Genomic DNA, 21,921 nt, shown 5'->3' with positions numbered 1-21,921 from the left:
AATGCCGATGTCGACGAACAATGAAACGATCGCCGCGCGCGCGGAAGCCGTCATACCCGGCGGCCTGTTAAGCCCCAGCCGGCGCCTCGGCGCGCCGATCGCTTTCGCCCGGGCTGAAGGCGCCTACCTCTATGATGCTGACGGCAACCGCTACACCGACTACCACTGCGCCTTCGGCGCCAATGTGCTCGGTCATCGCCCGCCCGCCGTTGCCGCAGCGATTGCGAAGACGGCCGAAAACCTCGATCTGATCGGCGCCGGCGTACTGGAGCTGGAGGTCGAGGTGGCCGAGCTGCTCGTGAACGCGATTCCCTGCGCCGATCAGGTCGCGTTCTGCAGCAGCGGCTCGGAGGCAACCTACCATGCCCTGCGTCTCGCCCGGGCCTATACGGGGCGAAAGCAGATCATCAAGTTCCAGGGCGGCTACCACGGCTGGCACGATTATGTCGCCATGAACGGCCAGTCGAGCCGCCAGATGATCGGCACCTACGATCCGATGTCGGACGGCATGCTGTTCGATGCAGCCCGCTACACCACCATCCTGCCCTACAATGACGCCAGTGCTGTCGAGGACTACATCCGGAATAATCCGGGCGAGGTCGCGGCGATAATCGTGGAGCCAATCGCGCATAATATGGGCGCGGTCATTGCCGAAAAGCAGTTCCTCTACGACCTGCGTAGGATCACGTCCGAGCACGGTGTCGTCCTCATCTTCGACGAGGTGATCACCGGTTTCCGCCACGCGCTCGGCGGCTACCAGTCGATCGTCGGCGTCACACCCGATCTTTCGACCTTCGGCAAGGCGGCGACGAGCGGATATCCGATCGGCATCGTCGCCGGTCGGCGCGAGATCATGGAACGAGTGGGCCGCACGGGGGAGGGCGCCGTCTTCATGGGCGGTACCTTCAACGGCACGCCGGCCTCGATGGCGGCCGTCAAGGCAACGATCGAGGAGCTTGCCAAACCGGGCGTCTATGAGCGGTTGTTCGAGCTCGGCGCTTATCTGCGCGGCGAGATCGACGGCATCATCGCGCGGCACGGCCTGAAGGCGCAGGCCGCCGGCTTCGGCTCCGTCTGGCTCGTCTATTTCTTCGATGGCGCGTTCCGCGACTACACGGACCTCCTGCGCAACGACAATGATCTCGACATGCGCTTCCGGCGGGCGTTGATCGCCGGCCGGCAGGTCTTCCAGCCGCTCCAGCTCAAACGCCTCTACCTCTCGCTGAGCCACGATCGCGCCGTCCTCGGCGACACGCTCGAGCTCATCGACATGACCATGGCAGGCCTAGCCCGGTCCGTCGCGGCCTGATCTTTCGAACCTGCTCTCAAACACAAAAGGGGAACCCATGAGAACTCGGTTTTTTGCAATGATGGCGAGCGCGGCGCTCGTCGTAGCGTCTCCTGCGCTTTCGCGCGATCTGACCGTCGTCGGCTTCGGCGGCGCGACGCAGGAAGCAATGCGCGAAACACTCTTCAAGCCCTACCAGAACAAGGCCGGAGCGCCGCTTCTGGAGGAATCCTATACGGGTGGTATTGCCAAGGTGAAGGCCATGGTCGAGACCGGCACGACGACCTGGGATGTCGTGCAGATGGATGAGAATGAGATGATCCTCGCCTGCGACCAGGGCCTGCTGGAGACCTTCGACTGGGCCAGCCTGCCGAACAGCGCCGATGTCATCGCGCCGGCCAAGTCCGATTGCGGCGTCGGCGCCTTCGTCTGGTCGAAGATCCTCGCCTATGACGGCGACAAGACGAGCGGCATCACCTCCTGGGCGGATTTCTGGAACCTCGAGAAATGGCCGGGAAAACGCGGGCTGCGCAAGCAGGCGCGCATGACGCTCGAAGTCGCCCTGCTCGCCGACGGCGCAAAACCGGAAGAGCTTTACGACATCCTGGCGACCAAGGAAGGGCAGGATCGCGCCTTCGCCAAGCTCGACAAAATCAAACCGAACATTCAGTGGTGGGAAAGCGGCGCGCAGCCAATGGAATGGCTGGCCTCCGGCGAGGTGACCATGACCTCGGCCTATAACGGACGTGTCATTGCCGCCAACCAGCAAGGTCGGCATTTCAAAATGTCCTGGACCAACCAGCTCTACGCGATGGACTTCTGGGCCATTCCGAAGGGCGGCAACAAGGACCAGGCCTTCGACATCGTCAACTTCATGACGAGCCCGGAGCCGCAGAAGGCCTTTGCCGAAAAGATGGTCTACGGCGTGACCAACGCCAAGGCGATGGACAGCATCTCCGCCGACATCAAGCCGCAGCTTCCGACGGCCGAGGAGAACATGGTGGGTGCGCTAGCCGTCAGCACGCCGTTCTGGGTGGATCACGAAGAGGAACTACAGCAGCGCTTCAACCGCTGGGTCGCACAATAAGGGAGGATGTCATGACCTATCGTGGTTTTTTTGGCGGGCTGGGTATGCTCGCCGTCCTGGCGGGTGCTCCCGCCGCCTTTGCCGATGCCGGCAGATTGACCGTCGTCGGGGCCGGCGGCGTGCTGCAGGATGCCGAGCGCAAGGCCTTCTTCGAGCCCTTCGCAGCCGCGTCGGGCGTCGTGCTCACGGAGGATTCCTATTCGGGGCAAATGGCCAAGGTGCGCGCCATGGTCGACAGCGGCAGCGTTTCCTGGGACGTCATGCAAGTGGAGCAAAACACGCTCCTGTCGGGCTGCGCCGAAGGCCTTTTCGAGGAGCTGGACTGGAGTAGGATCGGCAAACGGGAGGATTTCATTCCCGAAGCCTATAGCGACTGCGGCGTCGGCGCCTTCGTCTGGTCCATGGTGCCGAGCTACGACAAGGTGAAGCTGGCGGATGGTCCGAAGAACTGGGCCGACCTGTGGAATGTCGAGAAATGGCCCGGCAAGCGCGGGTTCCGCCAGACGGCGAAGATGACGCTCGAAATCGCGCTTCTTGCGGACGGGGTCACCAGGGACAAGGTCTATGACGTCCTTGCCACGAGCGAGGGCCAGAACCGTGCTTTCGCCAAGCTCGATGAGATAAAGTCGTCTATACTCTGGTGGACGACGGGGGCGGAATCCGTCGAGCGCCTTGCCGCAGGCGACGTCGTCGCCACGGCGACCTTCAACGGCCGCGTCGCGGCGGCGAATGCCTCTGGCAAGGACTTCGCCCTCATTTGGGACGGGCAGGTCTTCGGGATCGACTACTGGAGTATTGTGAAGGGCTCGCCCAATCGGGAGAATGCGGAGAAGTTCATCGCCTTTGCCTCGACCGAGAGTGCCCAGGCAACCTTCCCGCAGTATATCGCTTACGGCGTCACCAATCTCGCAGCCATTCGCAGCGTCAAGCCGGAGATCGCCAAAGATCTTCCGACGACCGAGGCGAACATAGCCGCGGCGGTGGCGCTAAACACAGAGTTCTGGGCCGACCACGGCGAGGCGCTCGAGGCGAGATTTGCGACATGGCGCGCGCAATGACATCGGATGTTCTTCTGCGGCCGCGCATCGGCGCGGCCGACGGCCAACGGGTTTCCGCCCTTGCCACCGGCTTTCGCGCCGATAGGCGGCGGCAGACGATCGTCAGCCTCGTCCTGATCGGTCCTCTCGTCGCCTTCATCGTCTTCGCCTTCGTGCTGCCGCTCGGCACGATGCTTTTCCATGCAATCAACAATCCCGAGGTCCGCAATGCGTTTCCCACGACCCTTGCCTCTCTGGAGGACTGGGATGGGGTCGACACACCGCCCGATGCGGCCTTCGAGGCGCTGGCCGGCGACATCCGCGCTGGCGCCGATCCCAAAATCATGGCGGAGGCGGGGCGCCGGCTGAACTATGAGATCACCGGGTTCCGCAGCCTTCTTGCCAAGACGGTCCGAACGGTCCGCAAGACGCCAGAGGAACCTGCGAAGGCCCAGTTGCTCGCCATTGACGGTAACTGGGGCAACCCGACCTATTGGCGGGTCATCCAGCGCAACGGCGCGCCGCTGACGGCCTTCTACCTGATCTCGGCCGTCGACCTACGCCCTGGGGAGAACGGCGCCGTGCAGATGGCCCCGCCGGAGGAGCGGCTGTTCGTTTCGACGTTGATGCGAACCTTGACGATCAGCGCGCTGGTCACGGTAATCTGCCTCTTCGTTGCCTATCCGATCGCCAATGCCATCGTCACCATCGGCGGGCGCTTCTCGGCGATCATGCTGGCCTGCGTGCTCTTGCCCTTCTGGACGTCTCTTCTGGTCAGGACGAGCGCCTGGATCGTCATCCTGCAGAAAGAGGGGGTGGTGAACCGCCTGCTCCAAGCACTGAATGTCACGGATGCGCCGCTCGAACTCGTGTTCAACAGGACCGGTCTCTACATCGCGATGGTGCATATCCTGCTGCCATTTATGGTGCTGCCGCTGGTCAGCGTCATGAAGGGTATCTCGCCGTCCTATGTCAAAGCCTCCGCTTCGCTCGGTGCTGGACCCATCACGACGTTTCTCAGGGTCTATCTGCCGCTCACGCTGCCGGGCGTCGGCGCGGGATGCCTCCTCACCTTCATCATCTCCGCCGGGTACTACGTCACGCCAACCCTAGTCGGCGGCGCATCGGACCAGATGCTGAGCTACTTCGTGGCCTTCTATGCCAATACCACGATCAACTGGGGTATGTCCGCCGCGCTTGGGGTCCTGCTGCTGACCTGCATTCTCGCGCTCTACGGGGTTGTCGGCCGTCTCGTTGGTATCGGCCGTATCGTTGGAATGGAGTGAGAGATGCCTGTTGCCTTAAGACGCGTGCAGATCGCCTTCTGCTGCCTCGCAATGATATTCCTGATCGGGCCGACGCTCGTGGTCATCCCGATCTCCTTCAGTTCGGCCAACTTCCTGTCCTATCCGCTGCCGGGCTTTTCCCTGCAATGGTACGAGAAGATCCTGCAGCCGCAGCCTTGGATGTCGGCGCTCCTCAACAGCCTGATCATCGGCGCCGGTGCGACGCTGGTGTCGACGGTGCTGGGCACCCTGGCCGCGCTCGGCATGTCACGCGGCCGGCTTCCGGCCCGTTCGATGATCCTCGCGGTGGTGATCTCACCTATGATCGTGCCCGTCGTCATCAGCGGTGTCGGCATGTACTTCTTCTTCGCCAAGCTGGGTCTCGTCGCGTCCTTCCTGGGCCTCGTTCTCGCCCATGCGGTCCTGGCGGTGCCCTTCGTGCTGATCACGGTCACCGCCACGCTGAAGAACTTTGACATGAACCTCGTCCGGGCGGCGGCAAGCCTCGGCGCGAGCCCATTCCATGCCTTCCGCACGGTGACGCTGCCGCTCATCGCGCCGGGCGTCATCTCGGGTGCGCTCTTCGCTTTCGTGTTCTCATTCGACGAGGTCGTCGTCGCGCTCTTCATCAGCGGTCCGGGCCAGCGCACGTTGCCGCGCCAGATGTTCGATGGCCTGCGGGACAATATCGATCCCTCAATCCTGGCAATGTCGACATTGCTCGTGATCATCTCCATCGTCCTGATGGGCGGGGGGGCCTTGGCCCAGAAACGCGCGGCGGCGAACCGTTCGGTCGGCAACAGCTAAATGCCGGGACCTTGTTTTACCGTATCAGTCGATGCCGGAGCGTTGTCGCTCCGGCTGGACATTGCTTTGTGGAGTGAATGGAAATGATCATCGTGACAGGTGCCACGCACGGGATAGGGCGGGCCTGCGTAGAGAGGCTTGCATTGGACGGCGCCCGGTTGGTGGCGACGGGCCGCGATGCGGAGGCGGGTAGGGCGCTCGAGGAGATTGGTCCCGGCGTCACATTCGTGCCCGGCGATGTCAGCCGCGAGGAGGATTGCCGGCGCGTCATCCAACGTGCGCTCGACCTTGGCGGCGGCGAGCTTTCGGGCCTCGTCAACAATGCCGGCATGTCGAAGCGCATTTCCTTCGCCTCCGCGACGCAGGACGATTGGGACGACGTGCTGGCGGTCAATGCACGCAGCACGTTCCTTTTCATTCGCCACGCGCTGGAAGGCCTCCGGCGAGGAAGGGGATCGGTCGTCAACATCGCGAGCATCGCCGGAAAAACCGGCGAGGAAGGCCTTGCGGTCTACTGCGCCTCGAAGGCCGCGGTTATCGGCCTCACCCAGGCGCTGGCGCTGGAGTTCGGCGAGGAGGTGCGCTTCAACGCGGTCTGCCCCGGCCAGATCGAAACGCGCATGATGGGCAAGATCATGAGCGACGCCTTGCGCAAGAAACAGCTCGAGCTGCGTATCCCCGCCAACCGTTTCGGCGCCCCGCAGGAAGTGGCGGATGTCGTCGCCTGGCTGCTGTCGGGTCAGTCGACCTATGTCAACGGCACGGTCGTGACCGTGGACGGCGGGGAAACCGCCGGGCTGCGCACTCCGCGCATCGCGCAGGTTTAGCACCTTTCCTGTGCCGGATTCACTCGGCGCCGCGTTCCTCGAAATAGCGCAGCAGACTGGGCGAGGCCCGCTGGATGTCGTTCTCGATGGCCTGGCGGGCCTTCTCCTTGTCACCGACCCTGAGCGCCTCGATGAGATGGTCGTGCTCCTCCGCGCCGGTATAGCCGTGCGGGATTTCCCGGTAGTAGACGTTGAGGATCGGCCCCATCGAGACCCACATGCTCTCGATCTGGCCGACCAGCATCGGCATGCGCGACAGGCGATAGACACCGAAGTGGAAGGCACGGTTGGAAGAGCGTGCCTCCTCCAAATTACCGGCCTTTTCGTTTTTCACGAACGCGGCGTGAAAGCCTTCGAGCTGCGCAAGATCGGCGGCGGTCACATGGTCGGTGGCATGTTCTGCCGCCAGTCCTTCGAGCGCCATGCGGATGAGCTTGATTTGGATGTAGCGGGCGCGACTGAGGTCCGGCACCGTAACGAACCGGCCGGAACGCAGTTCGAGCGCCTGCTCGCTGACGAGCCGCAGGCAGGCCTCGCGCACTGGCGTGACGCTGGTCCCGAGCTGCTCCGCGAGATCCTGCATGAGGAGGCGGTCGCCCGGCGCGAAGTTGCCGACGATGAGGCCTTCCCGTACCTTGTTGTAGATCCGGGCGGACAGGCTGCCCGCTTCGCCGGGCTGCATCTCCATAACGCTCATGGGAATTCTCCTCATCTTTGTTGCAGCCCTAGCTGGAATGCTTGGAGCTACAAATCGCTTATATCTTATCGGTCGCCGAGGCGGTGCAGCGCCGCAAAAAGTTTCCCGTCGCGGTGAAATTCGCTTGCATGGGATTTCTGATAACTTATAACTTATAAAAAAGCAAACACGGTTCCGGGGAGGCTACCTTGCACAACTCGCTGCGGGCGCGCGACATGGCGTACCATTTCCATTCCCAGACTAACCCCCGCAGGCACGAGGCCGAAGGCCCGTTGCTGATCACGGCGGGGGAGGGCTGCTACGTCATCGACGAGATGGGAAATCGATATCTCGAAGGCATGGGAGGCCTGTGGTGCGCCTCGCTCGGCTTTAGCAATGAGCGCCTTGCGGATGTGGCGGCAAGCCAAATGCGCAGGCTCGCCACCTACCACACGTTCAATCACCGCTCGAACGATCCGACGGTCGATGTCGTCGAGCAGATCGCAACGCTTTCTCCCATTCCGGGCAGCAAGGTCTTTCTCGTGAATTCGGGCTCGGAAGCCAACGACACGATGATCAAGCTCGCCTGGTACTACAACGTCGCGCGCGGGAAGCCTGGTAAGCGCAAGATCATCAGCCGCAGGGGCGCCTTTCACGGCAGCACGGTCATGGGGGCGGCCCTGGGCGGGCTGCCGCACATGCATGAGAGTTTCAACATGCCTGGCCTCAACGTGATTTATACGGAGAAGCCGCACTATTACCGCAACGCCCTGCCGGAAGAGAGCGAGGAGGCCTATTGCGCCCGGCTGATCGCCGCGCTGGAAACCCTGATCGAGGCGGAAGGGCCGGAAACCATTGCCGCGATGATCGTCGAGCCGATCATGGGCGCCGGCGGCGTCGTCACGCCGCCGGCGGGATACTTCCCGGCGCTGCGGCAGCTTCTGACGAAGCACGATATCCTGCTTCTTGCGGACGAGGTCGTTTCTGGTTTCGGGCGAACCGGAAAGTGGTTCGGGTCCGAAGCCTGCAGCTTCGTTCCGGACATGATGTCGGTTGCCAAGGGGCTGTCCTCCGGCTATCTGCCCATCGCGGCGGCCGTGATCGGCGATCATATTTACCAGGCGATCGCCGACGAGGCCGACCGCATCGGGGTCTTCGGGCACGGCTTCACCTATTCCGGCCATCCGGTCACCGCCGCGGTCGCGGCCGATGTGCTGCGGATCTATCAGGAAATGGATGCTCCGGGTCGGGCCGCCGAACTCGGCCGCCGGCTCTTCGCCGCGCTCGACGCGCGCGTCGCGGGCCATGCCCTCGTCGGTGAGGTCAGGGGGACTGGTTTCCTTGCCGGCATCGAGCTGGTGGCCGACAAGGCAACCCGTGCACCCTTCGATCCCGCCCTCAAGGTCGGCGCGCTTGTCGAGCAGCGCTGCCGGGCGCACGGCGTCATGATCCGCAATATGGGCGATGTCATTTCGATATGCCCGCCCTTCGTCATGACGCCAGAGGAAGTCGACCAGCTCGTCGACGGCATAGTGGCGGCGCTCGACGATGTCGCCGCCCTGCTTGCAGTGTGAGGGCGTGACGATGGACGATTTTGTCAATCTGGACCTCACCGCACAGGCGGATCTCGTGAAGTCGGGGCAGGTCACGGCCGGGGAGCTGCTTGAGGCGGCCATCCGGCGCGCCGAAAAGGTGAACCCCGCGATCAACGCGATCATCGCACCACTCTACGACGAAGGGCGCGCGGAAGCCGCACATTCGGGCAAGGGCAGCCTCTTCGCCGGGGCGCCGTTCCTAGTGAAGGACCTCTATTGCCACATGAAGGGTGTGCCGACCACCGGCGCCTCCCGGCTGACCCGGAGCTTCGTGCCCACCCGGGACAGCGAGCTGATGCGCCGCTACCGCGCGGCAGGCCTTAGCACGTTCGGCAAGACCAACCTGTGCGAATTCGGCACGCTGGGCACCACCGAGCCGAAGCTGTTCGGCCCGACGCGCAATCCCTGGAACGTCGCGCGGTCGAGCGGCGGTTCTAGCGGTGGCGCCGGCGCGGCGGTCGCGGCAGGCATCGTGCCGGCGGCGCATGGTGGAGATGGTGCAGGCTCCATCCGTATTCCCGCGTCGTGCTGTGGCGTCTTCGGGCTGAAACCCTCCCGTGGGCGTATAACGCTGGGGCCGGATCTCGGAGACAGCACGGGCGGGATCGTGAACGAGCATGTCCTGTCTCGCACCGTGCGAGACAGCGCCGCCCTTCTCGATGCGACATTGGGTTCGATGCCCGGTGATCCCTACACCGCGCCGTCTCCTGCCGGGTGCTACGCAGATGCGATCCGGAATAGTCCTCGCCGTCTGCGCATTGGCTTCACCACGGCCTCGCTGCTCGGCACATTTGTCGATCCCGACTGCGTGCAGGCCACGATGGACACGGCGCGCCTTTGCGAAAGCCTCGGCCATGAGGTCGTGGAATGCGCGCCGTCGATTGATGGGGAAAGCTACCGGACCCTCTATAAGCGGTTCTGGGCTATGACGGCCACGCGCGCAATCACCGCGCTCGCGCGAAACGGCGGCCATGACCCTTCCTCGCTCGCGGGCGAGGTGGAAAGCTTCAACCAGTATCTCTACGACATCGGTTCGCGGATCTCGGCTGCTGATTATCTCGTCGATCTCAACTGGTTCCACACGACCGGCAGGACGCTTGCGAATTTCCTGCTCGACGTCGATGTCTGGCTGACACCGACGCTCGGCTCGCCGCCGCCTGGACTCGGCCATTTCGATGCCGACAAACATGGTGGCGCGGCGGTGATGGAGCGCTTTCTCGAGTTTCTCGCCTTCACAACCTTTGCGAACATGGCGGGTTTGCCGGCTATGAGCGTGCCGCTCTGGTGGACAGCCGATGGCCTACCCGTCGGCACGCAGTTCACCGGTCGGTTCAACGACGAGACGACATTGCTTCAGTTGGCTGCGCAACTGGAAGAGGCACGCCCCTGGGCGCAGCGCCGGCCTGCGGTCCACGCGTCTGAATGACAGAAAAATAGGGGAACCAGAATGTCATCCTCCAACTACGTCGAATTCCTCAATATTAATAAGAGCTACGACGGCCGCAGCCTAGTCGTCGATGATCTCAACCTCACCATCGCGAAGGGCGAATTTCTGACTATGCTCGGGCCGTCGGGTTCGGGTAAGACGACGAGCCTGATGATGCTGGCAGGCTTTGAGGCCCCGAGTTCCGGCAGCATCCGGATCGACGGACGATCGCTAGAAGCCGTGCCGCCGCATCGTCGGAACATCGGCATGGTGTTCCAGAACTATGCGCTCTTTCCCCACTTGACGGTTGCCGAAAACCTCGACTACCCGTTGCGGGTGCGCAAGATCGCCAGACAGGAGCGGACCAGGCGCGTTCGAAGGGCGCTGGATATGGTTCAGATGGGAGCGATGGGCGAGAGGAAGCCCGCCCAGCTCTCCGGCGGACAGCAACAGCGCATCGCGCTCGCCCGCGCCATCATCTTCGAGCCGGATGTGGTGCTGATGGACGAACCGCTCGGCGCCCTCGACAAGAACCTGCGCGAACATCTGCAGCTCGAGATCAAGCACCTTCACGAGCGCCTCGGCATCACCGTAGTCTATGTCACGCACGACCAGTCCGAGGCGCTGACGATGTCCGACCGCGTCGCCGTGTTCAATGCGGGCAAGATCGAACAGCTTGCACCGCCGAGCGAACTCTACGAGCGTCCTTCCACGGCCTTCGTCGCCGGCTTCATCGGTGAAAACAACCGACTCGTGGGCGAGATCATCAGCGGCAACGGGGAGGAATATGGTGTTCGCACGCAGGACGGGCAGGTAATCAGCGTCTCCAGCCGCGCCGCCTTTTCAAGAGGCCAGCCCGTCATCGTATCCCTGCGACCGGAGCGCCTCTATCTCGATCAGGCCGCTGTCTGCACCAATCGCTTCTCCGGGAGCGTCGACGAGGTCATCTATCTCGGAGATCATCGCAGGGTTCATGTTCGTTTCGGGGACAACGCTATGCTCGTCGCCAAGATTCCCAATGCGGGTACGGGCGTCGACATCGCTCCCTCGCAGTCCATTTCGCTCGGCTGGGACAGCCAAGATGCCGTGCTGATCCCGGCCTGACATGAAGGCTGTCTATTCCGACCGGCATCGTTTGCACAGGCCCGGCGCCGTTGTTGAAGGCGGCGTTCCCCGGCCGAGCCGTGACGTGCCAGATCGGCTCGACGCCCTGCTGCGGGCGGCACGGCGATGCGGGCTTTCGATCGTCGATGCCGTCGATCACGGCATGGCGCCGCTGGCTGACGTTCATACGCCCCGTTATCTCGAGTTTCTCTCCTCGCGTTGCGCGGGCGCGGGTCACGGGCCGTTGGCACCGGCCGCCTTCGAAACTCGTGCCGAGGCCTACCGGTTGGACTGGTCGCGAGTTGCCAAGGCGGGATACCATTTGCGTGATCAGCTGACCCCGGTCGACGAGGGCACATGGCCGGCCGCCTATTGGGCAGCACAGGTGGCCCTCACCGCAGCCTCGTTCATTCGGGAGGGGGAGCGGTGGGCCTATGCGCTGTGCCGGCCATCGGGCCATCATGCAGGCCGCGATTTCGGTGGCGGCGCGACCTATATAAACAACGCCGCCATAGCCGCACGGGCCCTTGCTTCATCGCTTGGGCGGATAAGTCTCATCGATATCGACGCACACCACGGAAACGGCACACAGGATATATTCTGGGAGGATCCGCAGGTCTTCTTCGCCTCCCTCCACAGGAGCCCCGCGGATTACTATCCGCACTTCGCCGGATTTGCCGACGAGACGGGGGGGCGATCGGCTCCCGGCCTCAATATGAACTTTCCGCTTCCGGAAGAAGTGGGCCATGCGGCCTATATCGCGGCATTCAAGGTATGCCTCGACGCGGCGCTCGCCCACCAGCCCCGGGTCCTGATCATCTCTCTAGGCTTCGACGCGTTGGCAAGTGACCCGGCAAGGGGCCTTCAGCTGAGCGTCGAGACCTTCAGAACGATGGGGGAGTTGCTTGCAAGACTCGATCTACCAGTACTGTTGGTACAAGAGGGCGGATACGATCTGATGAGCCTCGAAAAAGTTGCAACAACGTTTTTGCTTCCTTTTGCGCAGTCATCGAATGATCAAGGTAAGGCCGGCTGACTTCCAGTCAGGAAGCTCGAAGCAGAACCTCAACTTGGTTCTGCAGTGTGGGTGGAGACGAACAGGACGAGTGATGGTCGGCTCAAGCCACAGATCGGGTGAGATAATTGAAGATTTTGGGGCCAGCATATCTCAAGCATGCTCTGATTTTCACTCTTTATCAACATTTTGAATTCTGAAGAGTCGCGCGAGCATTTCATTGTGGTCATTGACGGTCCAACCGCCGGACGTCGGCGGCGGCGCGACCAAATCAGCGCGGCTGCCTAGGGAGTGGTGCCGCCGAGATAGTTGGCGAGTTCCGGCCGTCGTTGCCGCCAATGTCGGCGCCGGCCCGAACATGGTGCCGCGTCTCAACAGCTACTATTGCTGCCCACCAGTATCCCGACAAACTCGTCGAAAAGAGCCGTTTGCGATCCGCGCTCCCCACCGCTGTACAGGTCCGAATTGACAAGGAGCTGGAAGGACATTCGCCGCAAGGCGGCCCGTCGGATTGCGCTCTGTGGTATGCCCCCGACCAAATCAGCGCGGCTATGCCGTTATTGCGATTCTTTTGCTGCGTATCGGATCATCAATGCTGCGCCGAGTAGCCGCACAGTGCATTAGCGAGTTCCATAAGAAACCTTACGCCACACCTTTTTGTAGCCGGGTGGGTTCAGGTTTGAACTGCGACTTGCGAGAAATAACGATGGCTTATCTCACGCGAGGAACAACGCATGACACGCACCATTCTCATCTCGACATGGATGAACGCCGCAGGATCGCTCGTTGGCGGATGGCGGGCATCGGTGTCGAGATCATTGCGGAAAAACTCGGCCGACAGAGCGGGTCAGCCGGTTTGCCGTGCTCCTGCGCGACAACGACCGGCAATCACGGCCGATCATGGAGGGGCTGATCCAGCTGCTGCAGTCCCTGCCCCATCGGGCCCCCCGCTCGATCACCTTCGACCGCGGCACCGAGTTCACCGACTGGCCCTATCTGCAAGCCGGCATTGGCGCGCAGACCTGGTTCTGTGATCCGCAATCGCCCTGGCAGAAAGGCACCATCGAAAACGCCAACGTGAATAGCCCCGAGATGGAACTGGTCGACGCAGCTCGTGACTGGACGACGCCCGGCGGAAAAGCAGCAACATCTATAGACCGTAATTTAATTCGAATTGGAATAACGCGCACGCAAGCTGGTACGAGTTGCGCAGGCGTCAGGCCGAATTGGCGAAGCCTTATGGCAAATTGAATCCGCGTCCGCACAATTTGGGCCGCTACACTTGAGGGAGGGGGCGATATGAAATGTGACCTTTGCATAACGGAGAATGCCTCATAACGGTCAAGGAGGCGATAGCGTCTTTGCTGGCTCGCCTTTTCTCATCGCTAACGGCGTGCTGCACCCCCCCAACAGCGCGGTGGCGAGGTTCACATCCCGACCCAGCGCGACCGCAGGGTCCAAAGATCGGTCGCCCCAAGCCTCTACCGACAGCGCAATCTCGCCGAGCGCTTCTTCTGCAACTCAAACACTTCAGGAGGTTGCTACCCGCTACGACAAGCTGGCCACCAACTTCCTCGCTGCCGTCGCTCTCGCCTCCGCCACTACCTAGGACCTGCGCCGGTGGCGTGCTGGAGGGTGCGGACAATGGAGGAGTCGAGCAATTGCATCGACTGCGGCGACGCGGCCGCGAGCGCCTCGACGACCCGAAGCCACACGCCCAAAAAGGACATGCTGAAGTTTCCAATTTTCGAGATCGAGCGCTATCTTTCCAAATGACCATACCGTGATCACCTCGAGCCAGGGAGCAAGCGGTGGAGCGTGAAGCATCGGCGATAGCGCTGCAGGGGCGTGCCCTAACGAAGGTCTATCGGATGGGCACGGTCGAGGTTCGCGCGCTACGCGGTGTTGATGTCGATCTCCACGAAGGCGAACTGGTGGTGCTGCTGGGGCCGTCCGGGAGCGGCAAATCGACCTTGCTCAACATTCTCGGCGGGCTCGATGCACCGACAAGCGGCAGCGTCTTGTTTCGCGGCAGCGAACTCTCGATGGACAGCGAACGCGCCCTCAACCTTTATCGGCGCAACCATGTCGGCTTTGTCTTTCAATTTTACAATCTGATCCCGAGCTTGACAGCCCGCGAAAACGTCGCTCTCGTGACCGAGATTGCCAGGCACCCAATGCCGCCGGCCGAGGCTCTCTCAATGGTCGGCCTGGGCGACAGGATGGATCACTTTCCCGCGCAGCTATCCGGTGGCGAACAGCAACGCGTGGCCATCGCCCGCGCAATCGCAAAGCGACCCGATCTGCTTCTGTGCGACGAACCGACCGGCGCACTTGACAGCAAGACCGGCATCCTCGTCCTGGACGCGATCCTGAAGATCAACCGCAGCCTGGGAACGACCACGGCGCTCATCACCCACAATGCCGTCATTGCCGAGATTGCCAACCGGGTGCTCTACTTCGGCGACGGGCGCATCGTTGAAACGCGGCTAAACGCCGTTCAACGTCGGCCCGCCGAACTCCAGTGGTGACCGCCGTGAGCAGTCTGGACCGCAAGCTGCTTCGCCAACTGTGGAGCCTGAGGGCCCAGGTCCTCGCCATCGCCCTCGTCATCGCATCCGGGACAGCTTTGCTGGTCATGGCCCTCACCACGATCGAGTCGCTCCAGGAGACGACCGCGGCCTATTACGAACGCACGCGCTTTGCCGATGTCTTTGCCCAGACCAAGCGCGCGCCGGATTCGCTCGGACGCGACATCGCCCGGATCCCGGGCGCACGACTTGTCGAGACGCGCATTGTCGAAGGCGCCATTCTCGACATGGCCGGCTATGCCGAACCCGTCGTCGCGCAGGTAATTTCACTGCCCGACATTGGCCCTCAACTCATGAACGCACTCGTCGTCCGGTCGGGGCGCCTGGTCGATCCGACCAGGCCGGACGAGGTGGTGGTGAGCGAGCCCTTCGCCGAGGCGCACCGGCTGAAGCCCGGTGACAGCTTCGATGCCGTGCTGAGGGGACGCAAACGCACGCTACAGGTCGTGGGCACGGCGCTCAGTCCGGAATTCGTCTATGCCATCGCCCCCGGCGGCCTCATGCCCGACGACGAACGGTTCGGCATCTTGTGGATGGGCCGGGATGCGCTGGCGGCCGCCTTCGACCTGCAGGGATCCTTCAACAGCGTGACGCTCAGTCTCCTGCCGGGCGCGGATGCCCGCGACGTCATCCGGCGGCTCGACGGGATGCTGGCTCCATTCGGCGGTGTTGGTGCCTACGGGCGACCCGACCAGACCTCCAACTGGTTCCTGGAAAGCGAGATCGCGCAGCAGAAGAACATGTCCCGGATCATGCCGACAATCTTCCTTGCGGTTGCCCCCTTCCTGACGAACATGGTGATGGCCCGGCTGATTGAAACGGAACGCCGTGAGATCGGCCTGCTGAAGGCATTTGGCTACGGAAACCTCAGCATCGGCTGGCACTATGCCAAGATGGTCCTTGTCATCGGCGCGCTTGGAATACTGATCGGCTCCTTGGCCGGCGCCTGGCTGGGACACTGGAACACCGAACTCTACACCCAGTTCTACCGCTTTCCGTTTCTGCTCTACCGACCTGGCCCGGCCGGCTTCGTGATCGCCGGCGCGATCAGCCTGGGTGCGGCACTTGCGGGCAGCTTGGTGGCAGTGCGGCGTGCTATCCTGCTGCCCCCTGCGGAAGCGATGCTGCCTCCCTCCCCGCCGCTCTATCGCCGCAGTTGGGCGTCGCGCACGGCATTGTCCGGTGCGCTGGACGAACCGTCGCGCATGATCGTGCGGCGTATCGTCCGGTGGCCCGTGCGGGCGTTCCTTGCCAGCCTCGGCCTGGCCATGTCGGTCGCCGTGCTCATCATGGCCCTGCAATGGGTGGATGCCATCGATTCCCTCGCCGAGACCACATTCGAGCGCGGACAGCATCAGGACGCGACCATCGCCTTCAGCGACCTGCAGCCCATCAAGGTAATCGGTGATTTCGAGCGCCTTCCCGGAGTCCTTGCGGCCGAACCTTACCGCCACATGCCGGCGCGCATCAGCCATGGACACCTCGTCGAGCGACAGGGAATAATCGGCATCCCGCCCGGCGCGGTCCTCAGCCCGGTCTTCGACGTCGAACGCGGGCGCATTGACGTCCCGCCCGATGGGCTCGTTCTCTCGCGAAAGCTGGCCGAGTTACTTGAAGTCGAAGCGGGCGACACCGTTGTGGTCGAAGCCCTGGAAGGGGTGCAGCGACGGGAAAACGTGCCAGTCGTACAGATCTTCGAGACCTATATCGGCAAGCCGGCCTACATGGACATGGCCGCCCTCAACCGGATGGCCGGCGACGGGCGCGTCGCAAGCGGCCTGCATGTTCGCGTCGACGCCCAGAGCCGTTCGATGCTGCTTGCGAGGCTGAAGGATCTCCCCGTCGTCGCCGCAGTTCTCTTCCGCCACGACGCCATCGATACCTTCCACAAGACGATGGGGGAAACGATCCTGATCTTCATCGGTTTCTTCGTCGTCTTTTCGATGACCCTTGCCGTCGGCGTCACCTACAATTCGATCCGGATCGCTTTGTCCGAACGGGCGCGCGAACTCGCGACCTTGCGCGTCCTCGGCTTCAGCCGCTGGGAGATCTCCTACATCCTACTTGGTGAAGTCGGCATCCTCACATGGATCGCCATCCCGCTGGGCGCGGTCATCGGTTTCGGCCTGGCATGGTACATGACGAGCGCCTTCGAGACGGAACTTTACCGTGTACCTCTGGTCCTGCGCGATGCAACCTACGGCAAGGCGGCACTGATCGTACTCGCCGCCGCTTTGGGCTGTGCTGCAATCGTGCGTCGGCGTCTCGACCGTCTGGATCTGATCGCGGTGCTGAAAACAAGGGAGTAAACCATTGCGGGTCGTGAAACGCAGGCTGGCAATCTGGGGCGTCCTCCTGGCGCTGCTTGCGGCCGGCATCGCCTACGCGCTGCGGCCGCAGCCGATCCCGGTCGATCTCGCAACCGCCGCGCCAGGCCTGTTGCGTGTGTCCATCGACGAAGAAGGCGAGACGCGCGTACGCGACGTCTACACGCTTTATACGCCGCTCCGCGGTCAGTTGCAGCGCATCACCGCTGAGGCGGGCGATGTCGTCGAGGCCGGGAAGACACAACTGGCCCAGATTGAGCCCGCCGCACCGGCGTTTCTGGACGTTCGCTCGGAAGCGGAGCAGCAGGCTGCGGTGGAGGCCGCGCGAGCGGCGTACAATCTCGCCGCCGCCGAGCTCAACAAGGCAAAGGCCGACTTGACCTTCGCAGAGGGAGAGCGCGCCCGCGCCCGCATGCTCATCACACGCGAAACGATCTCCAAGCGCAGCCTGGACGACGCGGAGCGCGCCTACAATGTCGCCGAAGCCAACCTCGCGACAGCCGAGGCAGCTCTGAACGTGCGGCAGCACGAGTTGACCCAGGCTCGCTCGCGGATTCTGTCGCGGCAGGAGATGCAGAGCCGGACGGGTCCGTGTGAATGCGTACCGCTGACAGCGCCGGTCAATGGCGTGGTCCTTCATGTCATGCGGCGCAGCGAGGGGGTGGTCGAAGCCGGTACCGCTCTGCTGGACATCGGTGACCCTACCGATCTGGAGATCGTCGTGAACCTACTGTCGGAAGACGCCGTCAAGGTTAGTCCCGGACAGAAGGCCATCATCACCGGCTGGGGCGGAGAGGACCTGACTGCGACCGTCCGGCGCGTTGAGCCCTTCGGCCAGACCAAGGTTTCCGCGCTCGGCATCGAGGAGCAACGTGTCGACGTGATCCTGGATTTTGCCGCCCCGCGGAATCATTGGCAGTCGCTCGGGCACGGCTACCGCGTCGACGTGCAGATCATCCTGTTCGAGGGCGAGGTTCTCAGGCTGCCGCTCGGCGCCTTGTTCCGCCAGGGAGAGGAGTGGGCGGTGTTCGTGGCGGAGGGGGCGCGTGCAAGACTGCGACCCGTCGTCGTCGGCCAGCGCAACAACCTCTCGATGGAAATCAAGGATGGGTTGAGGGCCGGCGAAAAGGTCGTGCTCTATCCGAGTGACCGCATTGCGGACGGCGTGGCGATCGTCGAACGCTAGGATGGAGCCCGACAACCACTCCCGGCTGTGAACCTTAGCCGCACGAACTCGCCCGATCCGGGCGGGGGCTTCGAAGCAAAAGGCTTCGACGACTGCGCGCAGCATCAAAAAGCTCGCCTCCTCAGGATGCGATGCACTACGGCTTAATTTCCAGTTAGATATGGCCGGTTGACATGCAATATTTCGATGATATTCTGAAAATATATTTGTAGGATAATCGACATTGCAGCCTTCGAACAAGAAAATGCGCCTGAGCGACGTTGCCTATCAAGGGCTGCGCAATGCCATCATCAAGGCGGAGCTGCTGCCCGGTTCGCCGATCGACGAGAAGGAATGCATGGAGCGGCTGACGGTCGGCCGCACGCCGCTGCGCGAGGCGCTGCAGCGGCTGGCGCAGGAGGACCTGCTGCTGGCAGTTCCGCAGCGCGGCTACTTCGTCTCCTCGACCTCCGCCACCGACTTCTTCCAGCTCCAGGAATTCCGCCTCCAGGCCGAGGTCTGGGCGGCCCGTCTGGCGGCGACCCGGATCACGGAAGCCCAGCTCGATCGCCTCGCCACGCTGATCGGGGAGGCGCGCACCGGCGTCGAGGCCGGCCGGATGGAGATCGAATGGCATCTCGGCATCGACGAGGAAATGCACAAGCTGATCGCGGAAGCCTCCGGCAACACCTATCTGATGCAGGCGCTGACGCGCCTCTACGCGCTTTCGGTTCGCAGCCTCTACGTGTCGCGCATTCCGGTCGCGCTGCTCTTCGAAGACCTCAACGACATGGTCGTGATCCACCAGGCGCTCGCAAGCCACGACCCCGACAATGCCGAGGCGGCGATGCGCGCCCATCTTTCCGTCGGTGCGACGAGCCTCATCCGGCCGGTCGAGCCGCCGTTCCGCGAGAACCGCATGGAGACGTGGAAATGACCGCGCCGCGCCGAGGAAACCTCATGACGCTGGCGCTGCTCGCCCCGTCCCTCCTCAGTGCGATCCTCCTGCTGGCCATACCGATCCTGATCGTCATCGCCTTTTCCTTCGCCGAGCAGGATACCTATGGCGGCGCGAAATTCGGCTTCACGCTGACGAGCTATCGTGAACTCTTCCAGGCGATCTACCTGCCGATCTTCTCGAACTCGCTTCAGCTGGCGCTGGTCTCGACCGTCATCTGCCTGCTGGTCGGCTACCCGATCGCCTATTTCATCGCGCTGCGCGCCGGACGCTATGCCGGCCTGCTGCTGGCGCTGCTGCTCATTCCCTTCTGGATCGACTTCATCGTGCGCATGTCGGCCTGGATGGTGCTGCTCGGCCGCAACGGCACGATCAACAGTGCGCTTGTCGGCCTCGGTGTGATTGAACAGCCGATTCGAATGATCGGCACCTATCCGGCCGTCCTCGTCGGCATGCTCTACGCGTTCCTGCCGACCACGGTGCTGCCGATCTATGCCGCGCTCAGCGGGCTCGACAGGCGGCTGCTCGAAGCGGCCGACGACCTCGGCGCCACGCCGCTGCAGTCCTTCTGGCGGGTCACCTTCCCGCTGTCGTTGCCAGGCGTCATGGCCGCGATCCTGTTCGTCTTCGTACCGGCCATGGGCGTCTATGCCATTCCGGTCCTGCTCGGTGGCGGCAAGAGCATCATTCTCGGCAACCTGATCGTCCAGCTCTTCCTCGATTTCCGCAATATTCCGTTGGGAGCCGCCGTCTCCGTGGTGCTGCTGGCGATCTCGTCGGTGATCATCGTCTGCTACATGCGCGTGCTGCGCTCGGTCGAGGAGGCGCGGGCATGAGGAAGGTGCTTGCTCTCTACGTCCCCGCCGCGACGCTGCTCGGCTATTTATTCCTTTTCGCCCCCTTGCTGGTGCTGGTGATCTACGCCTTCAATGCCGGCCGATCGACGGTGGTCTGGGAGGGCTTTTCGCTGGTCTGGTTCGCCGAGGCGCTTGGCGATCGCGGCCTCAGGGCCGGCTTGAAGGTCAGCGTCATCGTCGCCACCGCCTCGGCAGTGCTTGCAACGGCGATCGGCACCAGTGCTGCGCTCGCCGTGGTCAAGCGCCCCTTCACCGGGAAGAACCTGTTCTCGACGCTGGTGATCGCGCCGCTCGTGCTGCCGGAGATCGTGCTTGCCGTCGGCCTGCTCGTCGCCACGGTCTGGACCGGCGTTCCGCTCGGCTACGGCACGCTGATCGCAGGCCACGTGCTCGTGTCGATCCCGTTCAGCTTCCTGATCGTGCGCGCCGCGGCATCCGGCCTTGATCCCCGCCTCGACGAGGCCGCCGCCGATCTCGGCGCCAACGGTCGGCAGATCTTCATGCGCGTGACGCTGCCGCTGCTGCTGCCGGCCATCCTCTCGGCCTTCCTGCTCTGCGCGGTGATCTCCTTCGACAATTTCGTCGTCTCAACCTTCGTCTCCGGCGTCGGCACTACGCCGCTGCCGATCCAGATCTATGCGATGCTTAAGACCGGTCTGACGCCGAAGATCAACGCGCTCGGCGCGATGCTGATCGCCGTCAACGTGCTGATCATCCTGGTCGTCATGGGGCGCTACCTCAAGACGATCCGCAAACAATCATAAGACCACCAACCAAGAATGGGGAACATGCAATGAAAAACTGGAAAACCTTGCTTGCATCGGTCAGCGTGATCGCCTTTGCATCCGGCGCATCGGCCGCCGAGCTCAACATCTATGCCTGGTCCGGCGAAGTGCCGCAGGAAGTCGTCGACGACTTCGCGAAGGAAACCGGCATCACCGTGACCTTCGACACCTACGATTCAAACGAAACGATGATGGCCAAGCTGTCGGCCGGCGCCAGCGGCTACGACCTCATCGAACCGAGCCAGTACACGGTGCAGGTTCTCGCCAAGCAGGGGCTGTTGCACGAGCTGGACCATGCCAAGATCCCGAACATCGGCAATCTCGGCGCCCCCTTCAAGAACGTCTCCTTCGACCCCGGCCAGAAATGGTCCGTTCCCTATATCTGGGGCACGACCGGCCTCGCCTATAACGAGGATTGCGTAAAGACCCCGCCGACAAGCTGGAAAGCGCTGTGGGATCCGCAGTATGAAGGCCGGATCTATATGCTCGACAACATGCTGGCCGCCTATATCGCAGGCCTGCAGGTCAACGGCTTCGACGCCGGCACCACCAACCCGGAGGAGATCGAGAAGGCAACCCAGTCGCTGATCGAGCAGAGAAAGGTACTCGGCGGCTACAATAGCACCAACTACGGCGACCTGCTCGCCACCGGCGAGGCCTGCCTCGTGCAGGGCTGGAATGGCTCAATCGCCCAGGTGATGGCGACCAATCCCAAGGTTAAGTATGTCCTTCCGGAAGAAGGCGGCTCGATGTGGATCGACGGCTTCGCCATTCCAAAATCGGCGAAGAACGTCGAGGAAGCCTACAAGTTCATCGACTACATCATGCGACCGGAGGTCGCCGCCAAGGCGGCGGACCTGTCGAAATCCGCGACCGTGATCGACAAGGCCAAGGAACTGCTGCCGAAGGACGTGGTCGAGAACGCGGCCATCTATCCGCCGGAAGAAACGCTGATGAAGGCGGACTTCATCCTCGACGTGGGCGATGCCACGAAGCTCTACCAGGATGGCTGGACGAAGGTGAAGACCGCCCAGTAACGGCGCGCCGCATCACCGGCGGCCGGATGCCGATATCCGGCCGCCCTCCCCCT

At 62.9% G+C, this 21,921-nt stretch carries 19 protein-coding genes and 1 pseudogene; 19 read left to right on the top strand and 1 reads right to left on the bottom strand.

Annotation, left to right across the window (positions count from 1 at the left end; translation table 11 throughout):
* Positions 1 to 7 precede the first annotated feature (7 nt).
* From JNC62_RS03165 to JNC62_RS03140, 6 genes are all read left to right on the top strand, one after another.
* Positions 8 to 1,309 (top strand): aspartate aminotransferase family protein, encoded by a 1,302-nt coding sequence (locus tag JNC62_RS03165; RefSeq protein ID WP_374835891.1) that lies wholly within the window; start codon positions 8 to 10, stop codon positions 1,307 to 1,309.
* Positions 1,310 to 1,346: 37 nt separating this feature from the next.
* Positions 1,347 to 2,375: a polyamine ABC transporter substrate-binding protein gene (locus JNC62_RS03160; RefSeq protein WP_374835889.1), complete on the top strand. Its 1,029-nt coding sequence runs from the start codon at positions 1,347 to 1,349 to the stop codon at positions 2,373 to 2,375.
* Positions 2,376 to 2,386: 11 nt separating this feature from the next.
* Positions 2,387 to 3,433 (top strand): ABC transporter substrate-binding protein, encoded by a 1,047-nt coding sequence (locus tag JNC62_RS03155; protein ID WP_374835887.1) that lies wholly within the window; start codon positions 2,387 to 2,389, stop codon positions 3,431 to 3,433.
* Complete coding sequence (locus JNC62_RS03150) at positions 3,430 to 4,698, top strand: ABC transporter permease (protein ID WP_374835886.1); 1,269 nt, start codon at positions 3,430 to 3,432, stop codon at positions 4,696 to 4,698. Before JNC62_RS03155 ends, JNC62_RS03150 begins: the two co-directional genes overlap by 4 nt.
* A gap of 3 nt (positions 4,699 to 4,701) precedes the next feature.
* Positions 4,702 to 5,505 carry an ABC transporter permease gene (locus JNC62_RS03145; RefSeq protein ID WP_374835884.1) on the top strand — a complete coding sequence of 268 codons (804 nt, stop codon included), beginning with the start codon at positions 4,702 to 4,704 and terminating at the stop codon, positions 5,503 to 5,505.
* Between the two features lie 83 nt (positions 5,506 to 5,588).
* Complete coding sequence (locus JNC62_RS03140) at positions 5,589 to 6,332, top strand: SDR family NAD(P)-dependent oxidoreductase (RefSeq protein ID WP_374835882.1); 744 nt, start codon at positions 5,589 to 5,591, stop codon at positions 6,330 to 6,332.
* Between the two features lie 19 nt (positions 6,333 to 6,351).
* Here the strand turns inward: JNC62_RS03140 and JNC62_RS03135 are convergent, their stop codons facing one another.
* Positions 6,352 to 7,029, bottom strand: coding sequence for a GntR family transcriptional regulator (locus JNC62_RS03135; RefSeq protein WP_374835880.1), 678 nt, complete (start codon positions 7,027 to 7,029; stop codon positions 6,352 to 6,354).
* 188 nt (positions 7,030 to 7,217) lie between these two features.
* Here JNC62_RS03135 and JNC62_RS03130 point away from each other — a divergent pair, with 188 nt between their 5' ends.
* The 13 genes and pseudogenes from JNC62_RS03130 to JNC62_RS03070 all read left to right on the top strand — a co-directional run bounded on the left by JNC62_RS03130 (position 7,218) and on the right by JNC62_RS03070 (position 21,868).
* Positions 7,218 to 8,582, top strand: coding sequence for an aminotransferase (locus tag JNC62_RS03130; protein WP_374835878.1), 1,365 nt, complete (start codon positions 7,218 to 7,220; stop codon positions 8,580 to 8,582).
* Between the two features lie 10 nt (positions 8,583 to 8,592).
* Positions 8,593 to 10,029 (top strand): amidase, encoded by a 1,437-nt coding sequence (locus tag JNC62_RS03125; protein ID WP_374835876.1) that lies wholly within the window; start codon positions 8,593 to 8,595, stop codon positions 10,027 to 10,029.
* A gap of 21 nt (positions 10,030 to 10,050) precedes the next feature.
* Positions 10,051 to 11,133, top strand: a complete 1,083-nt coding sequence (locus tag JNC62_RS03120) for an ABC transporter ATP-binding protein (protein WP_374835875.1) — start codon at positions 10,051 to 10,053, stop codon at positions 11,131 to 11,133.
* 1 nt (position 11,134) lies between these two features.
* Positions 11,135 to 12,169 carry a histone deacetylase family protein gene (locus JNC62_RS03115; protein ID WP_374835873.1) on the top strand — a complete coding sequence of 345 codons (1,035 nt, stop codon included), beginning with the start codon at positions 11,135 to 11,137 and terminating at the stop codon, positions 12,167 to 12,169.
* 789 nt (positions 12,170 to 12,958) lie between these two features.
* A pseudogene (locus JNC62_RS03110) lies at positions 12,959 to 13,225 on the top strand (IS30 family transposase); the annotation flags it as partial.
* A 567-nt stretch (positions 13,226 to 13,792) separates the two neighbouring features.
* The gene (locus tag JNC62_RS03105; RefSeq protein ID WP_374835871.1) at positions 13,793 to 13,924 is read left to right on the top strand and encodes a hypothetical protein; all 132 of its coding nucleotides are present in this window, start codon (positions 13,793 to 13,795) and stop codon (positions 13,922 to 13,924) included.
* Positions 13,925 to 13,959: 35 nt separating this feature from the next.
* On the top strand, positions 13,960 to 14,679 hold the full coding sequence (locus JNC62_RS03100) for an ABC transporter ATP-binding protein (protein ID WP_374835869.1): 720 nt from the start codon (positions 13,960 to 13,962) through the stop codon (positions 14,677 to 14,679).
* A gap of 5 nt (positions 14,680 to 14,684) precedes the next feature.
* Positions 14,685 to 17,048, top strand: coding sequence for an ABC transporter permease (locus JNC62_RS03095; protein WP_374835867.1), 2,364 nt, complete (start codon positions 14,685 to 14,687; stop codon positions 17,046 to 17,048).
* Between the two features lie 4 nt (positions 17,049 to 17,052).
* Positions 17,053 to 18,252, top strand: coding sequence for an efflux RND transporter periplasmic adaptor subunit (locus JNC62_RS03090; protein WP_374835866.1), 1,200 nt, complete (start codon positions 17,053 to 17,055; stop codon positions 18,250 to 18,252).
* Positions 18,253 to 18,475: 223 nt separating this feature from the next.
* Positions 18,476 to 19,168 carry a GntR family transcriptional regulator gene (locus JNC62_RS03085; protein ID WP_374835864.1) on the top strand — a complete coding sequence of 231 codons (693 nt, stop codon included), beginning with the start codon at positions 18,476 to 18,478 and terminating at the stop codon, positions 19,166 to 19,168.
* Positions 19,165 to 20,025, top strand: coding sequence for an ABC transporter permease (locus tag JNC62_RS03080; RefSeq protein ID WP_374835862.1), 861 nt, complete (start codon positions 19,165 to 19,167; stop codon positions 20,023 to 20,025). Before JNC62_RS03085 ends, JNC62_RS03080 begins: the two co-directional genes overlap by 4 nt.
* Entirely contained in the window at positions 20,022 to 20,810 is a 789-nt protein-coding gene (locus tag JNC62_RS03075; RefSeq protein ID WP_374835860.1) for an ABC transporter permease, read from the top strand. Before JNC62_RS03080 ends, JNC62_RS03075 begins: the two co-directional genes overlap by 4 nt.
* Positions 20,811 to 20,839: 29 nt before the next feature.
* A complete protein-coding gene (locus JNC62_RS03070) occupies positions 20,840 to 21,868 on the top strand; it encodes an ABC transporter substrate-binding protein (RefSeq protein ID WP_374835858.1) in 1,029 nt (342 codons plus the stop codon).
* The last annotated feature ends 53 nt before the right edge of the window (positions 21,869 to 21,921 follow it).

The sequence above is a fragment of the Mycoplana ramosa genome (assembly GCF_041930185.1).
GTDB lineage: Bacteria > Pseudomonadota > Alphaproteobacteria > Rhizobiales > Rhizobiaceae > Mycoplana > Mycoplana ramosa.
This window is presented reverse-complemented; position numbering and strand designations above follow the sequence as displayed.